This window comes from Serratia sp. 506_PEND (assembly GCF_001076875.1).
In the GTDB taxonomy this organism is placed as follows: Bacteria; Pseudomonadota; Gammaproteobacteria; order Enterobacterales; family Enterobacteriaceae; genus Serratia; species Serratia marcescens.
Genome location: NZ_JVEL01000202.1, coordinates 1 through 7,808, shown reverse-complemented (window position 1 = coordinate 7,808; position 7,808 = coordinate 1). Strand labels below are relative to the sequence as shown.

General features: G+C 58.7%; 9 protein-coding genes. 2 read left to right on the top strand and 7 right to left on the bottom strand.

Going from position 1 to position 7,808, the window contains the following annotated elements; translation table 11 throughout:
* Both ADK28_RS04995 and cls read right to left on the bottom strand, forming a co-directional pair.
* A partial coding sequence (locus ADK28_RS04995; protein ID WP_048795047.1) for a DUF440 family protein occupies positions 1-118 on the bottom strand: 118 nt, incomplete at its 3' end.
* Positions 119-174: 56 nt separating this feature from the next.
* Complete coding sequence (gene cls / locus ADK28_RS04990) at positions 175-1,635, bottom strand: cardiolipin synthase (protein ID WP_004932137.1); 1,461 nt, start codon at positions 1,633-1,635, stop codon at positions 175-177.
* Positions 1,636-1,877: 242 nt separating this feature from the next.
* On the opposite strand from cls, the gene ADK28_RS04985 reads away from it, so the two are divergent.
* Positions 1,878-2,054 (top strand): YciY family protein, encoded by a 177-nt coding sequence (locus tag ADK28_RS04985; protein WP_025159792.1) that lies wholly within the window; start codon positions 1,878-1,880, stop codon positions 2,052-2,054.
* A 45-nt stretch (positions 2,055-2,099) separates the two neighbouring features.
* Here the strand turns inward: ADK28_RS04985 and ADK28_RS04980 are convergent, their stop codons facing one another.
* Both ADK28_RS04980 and smfY read right to left on the bottom strand, forming a co-directional pair.
* Positions 2,100-2,591: a Dps family protein gene (locus ADK28_RS04980; protein WP_004932132.1), complete on the bottom strand. Its 492-nt coding sequence runs from the start codon at positions 2,589-2,591 to the stop codon at positions 2,100-2,102.
* A gap of 200 nt (positions 2,592-2,791) precedes the next feature.
* Entirely contained in the window at positions 2,792-4,264 is a 1,473-nt protein-coding gene (smfY, locus tag ADK28_RS04975) for a multidrug efflux MFS transporter SmfY (RefSeq protein WP_048795046.1), read from the bottom strand.
* A gap of 127 nt (positions 4,265-4,391) precedes the next feature.
* Here smfY and ADK28_RS04970 point away from each other — a divergent pair, with 127 nt between their 5' ends.
* Positions 4,392-4,955, top strand: coding sequence for a TetR/AcrR family transcriptional regulator (locus tag ADK28_RS04970; protein WP_016927499.1), 564 nt, complete (start codon positions 4,392-4,394; stop codon positions 4,953-4,955).
* A 142-nt stretch (positions 4,956-5,097) separates the two neighbouring features.
* Here the strand turns inward: ADK28_RS04970 and ADK28_RS04965 are convergent, their stop codons facing one another.
* The 3 genes from ADK28_RS04965 to ADK28_RS04955 form a co-directional block, all read right to left on the bottom strand.
* Positions 5,098-6,105 carry a substrate-binding domain-containing protein gene (locus ADK28_RS04965; RefSeq protein WP_033640121.1) on the bottom strand — a complete coding sequence of 336 codons (1,008 nt, stop codon included), beginning with the start codon at positions 6,103-6,105 and terminating at the stop codon, positions 5,098-5,100.
* A 33-nt stretch (positions 6,106-6,138) separates the two neighbouring features.
* On the bottom strand, positions 6,139-7,116 hold the full coding sequence (locus tag ADK28_RS04960; RefSeq protein WP_016927501.1) for an ABC transporter permease: 978 nt from the start codon (positions 7,114-7,116) through the stop codon (positions 6,139-6,141).
* A 76-nt stretch (positions 7,117-7,192) separates the two neighbouring features.
* The coding region (locus tag ADK28_RS04955; RefSeq protein WP_048795045.1) for an ATP-binding cassette domain-containing protein at positions 7,193-7,808 on the bottom strand (616 nt) is incomplete at its 5' end.

The window sequence follows — 7,808 nt, the reverse complement described above, 5'->3', positions numbered from 1 at the left end:
ACTGCAGATTGAACAGCAGAATATCCGCCGGATCCAGATTGTCGCCGGCCAATTCGAGGAAAATATCGTAGGCCTGTTCCAGCGTTTCGTCTTCGGTAAGGCGGTTATTCAAATCCATAAAAAAATCCTGATAACAAATGATTTGGCGCTATTAAAGCACGCTCGCCGCGGCTTTTACAGCAACGGGCTGAAAAAGTAGAACAGGCGTTCGACCAGGCGATGCCAGAACGGCCGCTTCAGCCACTCTTTGGCGTTTAACAGTTTGGAACGGGCGATATAGTCTTCCTGCACGCACGCCAGATCGCTGCCGAAGCCGTCGTCGTCGATCACCAGGGTGATCTCGAAATTCAGCCACAGGCTGCGCATATCCAGATTGACGGTGCCGACCAGGCTGAGCTGGCCGTCGACCAGCACGCTCTTGGTATGCAGCAGACCGCCTTCGAACTGATAGATTTTCACCCCGGCTTCCAGCAGCTCGGAGAAAAACGCGCGGCTGGCCCAGCGCACCATCATCGAATCGTTGTCGCGCGGCACGATGATGCTGACCTCAACGCCGCGCAGAGCGGCGGTGCAGATGGCGTGCAGCAGATCGTCGCTCGGCACGAAGTACGGCGTGGTCATGATCAACTGCTCGCGCGCGGAATAAACGGCGGTCAGCAGCGCCTGGTGGATCATTTCTTCGGGGAAACCGGGGCCGGAGGCGATCACTTGAATGGTGTGGCCGCTTTCCTGCTCGAACGGCATGATGTTGACGTCCGGCGGCGGCGGCAGAATGCGCTTGCCGGTTTCAATCTCCCAGTCGCAGGCATAGACGATGCCCATCGTAGTAGCCACCGGGCCTTCCATGCGCGCCATCAGATCGATCCATTGGCCGACGCCTGCATCCTGCTTGAAGTAGCGCGGATCGACCATGTTCATGCTGCCGGTATAGGCGATGTAGTTGTCGATCAGCACCACCTTGCGGTGCTGGCGCAGATCCATACGGCGCAGGAATACGCGCAGCAGGTTAACCTTCAGCGCTTCGACTACTTCGATGCCTGCGTTGCGCATCATCGCCGGGTAGGGGCTGCGGAAAAATGGCAGGCTGCCGGCGGAGTCCAGCATCAGGCGGCAGTGCACGCCGCGCCGCGCGGCGGCCATCAGCGATTCGGCCACCTGATCGACCAGGCCGCCGGGCTGCCAGATATAGAACACCATTTCGATGTTGTGGCGCGCCAGCTCGATGTCGCGGATCAGCGCTTTCAACGTGTCGTCGGTAGTGGTGAGCAACTGCAGCTGGTTGCCCTTGACGCCGTCGATGCCCTGGCGGCGGTTGCACAGCTGGAACAGCGGTTCAGCGACTTCGCTGTATTCGGTGGCGAAGATGCGGCGGCTCTCTTTCAATTCCTTCAGCCAGCGCGCGGTCGACGGCCACATGGCCTTGGCGCGCTCGGCCCGGCGCTTGCCCAAGTGCAGTTCGCCGAACGATAAATAGGCGACGATGCCGAACAGCGGCAGAATATAGATAACCAGCAGCCAGGCCATGGCAGAGGGAACCGCACGGCGTTTCATCAAAATGCGCATCGTCACGCCGGCGATCAGCAGCCAGTAGCCGAACACCATGAGCCAACTGATTACGGTATAAAATGTTGTCATAAAGGCGAAAAATCCCGTTCGCAAACCACCAATGATGAGTGTACGCACAGATCGGGCAAGGCGAAACCTTTTATCGGCGCTTATGTTACATAAATATGATGAAGTTAAGGCACTTGCCGAAATTGAAAGGGCGGCTTTTGCCCGCGTGGCGTTCGCTGTGCCGCCGATAACGGCGGCTTGGATCGCGGGCGGAAAGGGCTATAATGCCCGCGGTTGGCATTAGACGAACGAGTGACGGAATTATGAGACGCAGTAGAAATGAAGTGGGCCGCTGGCGCATGTTGCGGCAGAGCCAACGTCGGCGGCATCGCTGGCTGGAACGCCAGTCGTGCAGCAATCGCCATATTATCCGGGTGCGGCGGCGCCTGGACGATCAGCATCGGCGCGCGCTGCTGTTTGCGGTATCCTGCGAGTGGTAAAACGAAAACAGTCCCGTGAGGGACTGTTTTGTTATGGCGTCTGAGTTATTTGCCCAAATAGGCGTTGAGCATCCAGACCTGTTTTTCCTGCTCTTTGATGTAATCGCTCATCAACGACGCGGTGCCTTCGTCGCCGGCGTCTGCCGCCACCGTCAGCAGCTCACGCTGCTGTTGCAGCAAGATTGAATACCCTTCCAACAGGCCGCGCAGCGTACCCTTATCATCGGTCACGTTGGTGTGTTCCTTGATGTCGGCGGTTTTCAGATAATCGCTGAAAGCGTGACGCGGCTGCGAGCCCAACGTCAGAATACGTTCCGCCAGCTCATCCACCTTGGTCAGCAGATCGTTATATGTCTCTTCGAATTTCGCGTGCAGTTCAAAGAACTGCGGGCCGGTAATGTTCCAATGATAGCCGCGCACGTTCATATACAGCACCTGATAGTTTGCCAACAGCGCATTCAACGCTTCGGCGAGTTTTGCTGATTGTTTACTGTCAAGGCCGATATGGGTTTTCGCTGCTTTCTTTGCCGTTGCCATAATAATCTTCTCCTGATTATTTGTTCCGATAGTAGACAGAATCAATTTCCATAGCTGTTACAGTAACCGGATTTATCGCAGGGTTAAATACGATAACAGGCATTATTGCCATCGCTCAAACCGATGACGATAAATCCGTCGAGCAAATTGCCGAATCAGTTTACGCAGGTTCCGCAGGCGAAAAAAGTCGCTTTTCTCGGTTACTTGCGCAGCGCCAGTTTTACCACACCTGCGCCCAGCGCCATTAACAGCGCGGCGGCGATCAGTACCGAAATAAAGGCGCGATCAAAGGCCAGACGCGCCAGCTGCGTCAACTGCTGCGCGCGATCGGCCGCCATTCCTGCCGCCAGGCGCAACGCTTCGTCGATGCTGTCGTAGGCTAAATCGCTGACCGGCAGCGCCGCCGGCAGCGCCAGGCTGTGACTGTAGACCGCCGTCATCAGCCCGCCGAGCAACGTCACGCCCAGCACGCCGCCCAGCTCGTAGGAGACGTCTTCGATAGATGCCGCCATGCCGGATTTCTCCTCCGGCGCGTTCAACATGATGGCGGTGGAAGCGGCGGTGATCACGCCGCCGAGGCCGAAGCCCACCAACGCCAGGCTCGCCAGCTGCGGCGCTATGCCGCTCTGATAGAACAGGGCGAGGCCGGCGATGCCGAAGGCGGTCAGGGCGAAACCGCCGAGAATGATGCTGCGCTCACCGTAGCGCGGCAGCAGCAAACCGGCCATTGGCCCCGCCAGCGCCGAGGCCAGCGGGATCGGCAAGATGAACAGCGCCGCCTGTAGCGGACTGAGGCCGAGCACCAGTTGCAAGCGTTGGCTGAGCACCAGCTCGACGCCAATCAGCGCCACCATCGACAGCAATGCCACGCCGATACCGCCGGCGAACAGCCGGTTGCGGAACAGGGAGAAATCGATCATCGGGTGGGCGCTGCGCTGCTGACGACGCACGAACAGCGCCAGGAACAGGATGCCGATCAGGGCTGCTGCGAGCAAGGCGCTGACTTCAGGCGTCGGCTTGCTCAATTCCTTCAGCGCATAGATAGCGCCGACCAGGCCTATCATGATCTGCACCGAGCCGATGATATCGGCGGGGCGTGGGTTATCGCCGCCGCAGCGCGGGATCAGTTTCCATGCCAGCGGCCAGACCAGCAACACCACCGGCACATTGATCAGGAACACCGAGCCCCACCAGAAATACTCCAACAGCAGGCCGCCGACCACCGGGCCGATGGCCGCGCCGCCGGAGGCCACCGACGCCCAGATGCCGATCGCCAGCGCGCGTTCGCGTTCGTCGGTAAAGACGTGGCGTACGATGGACAGCGTGGCGGGCATCATCATTGCCGCGCCAACGGCGAGGAACACCCGCGCGGCGATCAGCCATTCGGCGGTTGGCGAAAAGGCGGCGCACAGCGACGCGACGGCAAACACCGGCAGCCCGGCGAGAAACAGCCGTTTATGGCCGATGCGATCGCTCAGCATGCCGGCGCCAGGCAACAGACCGGCCACCACCAATGGGTAGGCGTTGACGATCCAGAGTTTTTGCGAGGCGCTGGCATCCAGCGCCTGGGTTAAACGCGGCAGGGCGGTATATAACACCGTCATATCGATGACGATCAGGAACAGGGCGCTGGCGACCATTGTCAGGATTAACCAGCGGTTCTTGGCGTACATAAGTCATAATCCAGTTAACGTGGGCGGCGCGAAGGCGCCGCCATTGTGGTAACCCTCCGGCGATGCCGGGTGGTATACTGGCGATAATATATATCCATACGTTCGTATTGAAAAGAAGGGTTTCTTAATGGGACGTCAACGCAGCATCGATCGCGACAAGGTTTTGGACACCGCCGAAGAGATCGTCGCCACCCAGGGCGCCGCCGGCTTGACCATCGACGCCGTCGCCAAAGCGATGGGGATCTCCAAGGGCGGGGTGCAGTACTGTTTCGGCAGCAAAGACGCCCTGATTGACGCCATGTTCGATCGCTGGGGCAGTGCCTACGAGACGCTGTTCGCCGCTATCGCCGGTGACGATCCTTCGCCGCAGACCGGCGTGCGCGCGCATATGCTGGCGACGCAAAGCTCGGATCAGACCGCCAGCGCCAAGGCCGCCGGGCTGATGGCGACGCTGATTCAAACGCCGGAGCATCTGGCGAGCACGCGCGAATGGTATCGCAGCCGCATCGCCGGTTTGGATTTGACGACGGAAGGAGGCAAGCGCGCGCGCCTGGCGTTTCTCGCCACCGAAGGCGCCTTTATGCTGCGTTACTTTGGTTTGATGGATATCGATCAGGCGGAATGGGAAACGATGTTCACCGATATGCAGGCGTTGATTTTAACTGAGGGTGCCTATCGCACTGATAGCTAGTAAAGCCCGCAGTGAAAGGCGTATGTTTATCGCACAAGATATTCCCTCGAAGAACTTTTTAGCCAGCCACTCCGTGCTGGCTTTTTTTTTGTTCGCAGGCAAGCGCCCCTGCGGGGCCCCCTGAAGGCAGGGGGCGGGGGAATTATTTACGGGCGTCCAACAGCGATTGGGCGTTCTCTGCGGTAACGACGGTCCACGGAATGTAGTAATGCTTCTGCGTGCCGCCCTCCCATTTCAGATCCTTGGCGTACTGCTTCCAGATGTCCGACTGCGGTTGATAGCTTTCACCTTTCACGGCGCGCAGCGCGACGTCGATGGAACCCTGCATCTGGCCTTTGGCATCTTGCAGAATAGAGACCATTTCACCGGCCTGCACCGCATGAATCGCGTCAGAGACGCCGTCAACGCCGGCAATTGCGAAGTCCTTCACATTCAGGCCGGCGCCTTTGATCGCTTCGATAGCGCCCAGCGCCATCTCGTCGTTCTGGCCAATCACGCCGTTGATTTTACCCCGGTGTTTCTGCAGCCAGTTTTCCATCAGCGGCTGCGCTTCCGCGCGTGACCAGTTGGCCGTTTTGCGCTCAAGTACCGTGACCTGGCCGGCGCCGCACTCGGCAATCGCTTTATCATTGCCTTTGCCGCGCTGGATCTCGCCGCTGCCGCCTTTCGGGCCTTCGATAATCACCACGTTCACCTTCCGGTTCTTGCAGTCGAGTTTGTCCAGGACGGCTTTGGCTTCCAGATACCCGCCCAACTCGTCATTAGACACCACTTCAGACGTCATCGCGTCCGTGTTCAGGCGCGCGTTGGTGACCACCACCGGGATTTTGGCTTCGTTGGCATTGGTGACGATATCGATATTGGCCTCAAAATCCATCGGGTTGACGATAATGGCATCGGCGCGCGTCTGGATAGCGGTGGCGGCCTGATCGTTTTGCACCGATGCATCATAACGCCCATCGTAGAAAGTCAGTACGGCTTCGCCGCTTTTCACCGCCGGGTGTTCCTTGCCGAACCTTTCCATCAATTGCACGAACTCGGCTTTGTTGCCGTACATCAATACCGCGATTTTTACCGGGGCGGCCTGAGCCGCCGACAGGCTACCGAGCATCATGGCAGAGGCAAACAACGCTATCTTGGTCTTATTCATGGTTTTCTCCTGGTAGAGTTGGGTCTGATGTTATTAATCGCGCTGTTGCTTACGCGATGGGTCGAGCAATACGGCAAGAACGATCAATGCGCCTTTGATAATTTGTTGGTAATACGATTGCACGCCGAGCAGATCGAGGCCGTTATTCATCACCCCGATAATCAGCACGCCGAAGAAAGTGCCGACCAGCGTACCGACGCCGCCGGCCATGCTGGTGCCGCCGATCACCACCGCCGCGATGGCGTCCAGCTCATACCCTGCGCCGGCGTTGGTCTGCGCCGAACCGGTGCGCGCCGTAAGGATCAGGCCGGCGATGCCGGCCAGCGCGCCGCACAGCGTATACACCAGTATTTTGATGCGGGTGACGTTAATCCCCGAGGTGCGCGCGCTTTTCGGGTTGCCGCCGACGGCGTAGATGTAACGCCCGAAGAGGGTTTTATTCAGCACCAGCCAGGCGAGGGCGAACAGCACGATGAAGATGATGACGGGCACCGGAACGCCGCCGACATAGCCATTGCCTAACCAGCGGAAATCGCTGTTCAATTGCGATACCGGATTGCCGTTGGTGGTCAACATGGTTAACCCGCGCGCCGCGGAGAGCATGCCCATGGTGACGATAAACGGCTGCAACCGGTAACGAGCCAACACGGTGCCGTTCACCAGGCCGCAGACGATGCCGATGCCCAGCGCCACGATCAGCGGCGCCATGACGGCGGTCGCGGTGTCGCCGATAGCCAATCCGCTGTTGTTGGTGGCGAAACGGGCGGCGACGATCCCGCTTAACGCCAGCACCGAGCCCACGGAGAGATCGACGCCGGCCGTAATGATGACGAAGGTCATGCCGATCGCCAGAATACCGTTGATCGAGACCTGGCGCAGGACGATCAGGGTGTTTTCATTGCTGAGAAAATAATTGCTGCTCCAGGCCCCCTGGGCGACCTGATATTCGCCAATCAGCGCCACGATCAGGCACAGCGCGAAAAAGGCGATGATAATGCCGTATTTGTGCATACGGCGTTTATTGCGGGTGAAAAATGAAATTCCTGGTGATAAGGAGTGGGCGCTGCTCATTTTTTTTCTCTCTCTGTTAAACCGCAAGTTTCATCAGTGCTGCCTGGCTCGCATCGGCCGCCGAAAGCTCGCCGGCCAACTGCCCGTCACGAAATACCAATATGCGATCGCTCATGCCGATAATTTCCGAAAGCTCGGAGGAAACCATGATGATCCCCTTGTTTTGCAAGGCGAACTCCGACATAAATCGGTAGATCTCTTTCTTGGCGCCGACGTCGATGCCGCGCGTCGGCTCGTCGAGCAACAACACCTCCGGATCCAGCAGCGCCCAGCGGCCCAGCACCACTTTTTGCTGATTGCCGCCGCTCAGGTTGCCCACGGGCTGTTCGCCATCGTGGGTTTTAACGTTGAAGCGCTGGATCATGTCGCGGGTTCGCGCTTGCTCCCGTTTTTCGCTGACGAACCCCATTCGGCTGATGCCGGCAAAAGAGGCGATATTGATGTTTTCACTGACGGAACGGCACAGCACCAGGCCGGTTTCCTTGCGATCTTCCGTCACGTAGGCAATGCCGCTGTCGATGGCCTCTCGCGGGGAATGGCGGTTAAGCGTCTTGTCGCCCAAGCGGATCGTGCCGCTGTCAGCATGCTGAATGCCGAAGATAAGATCGAGAAACTCGCTGCGGCCCGATCCC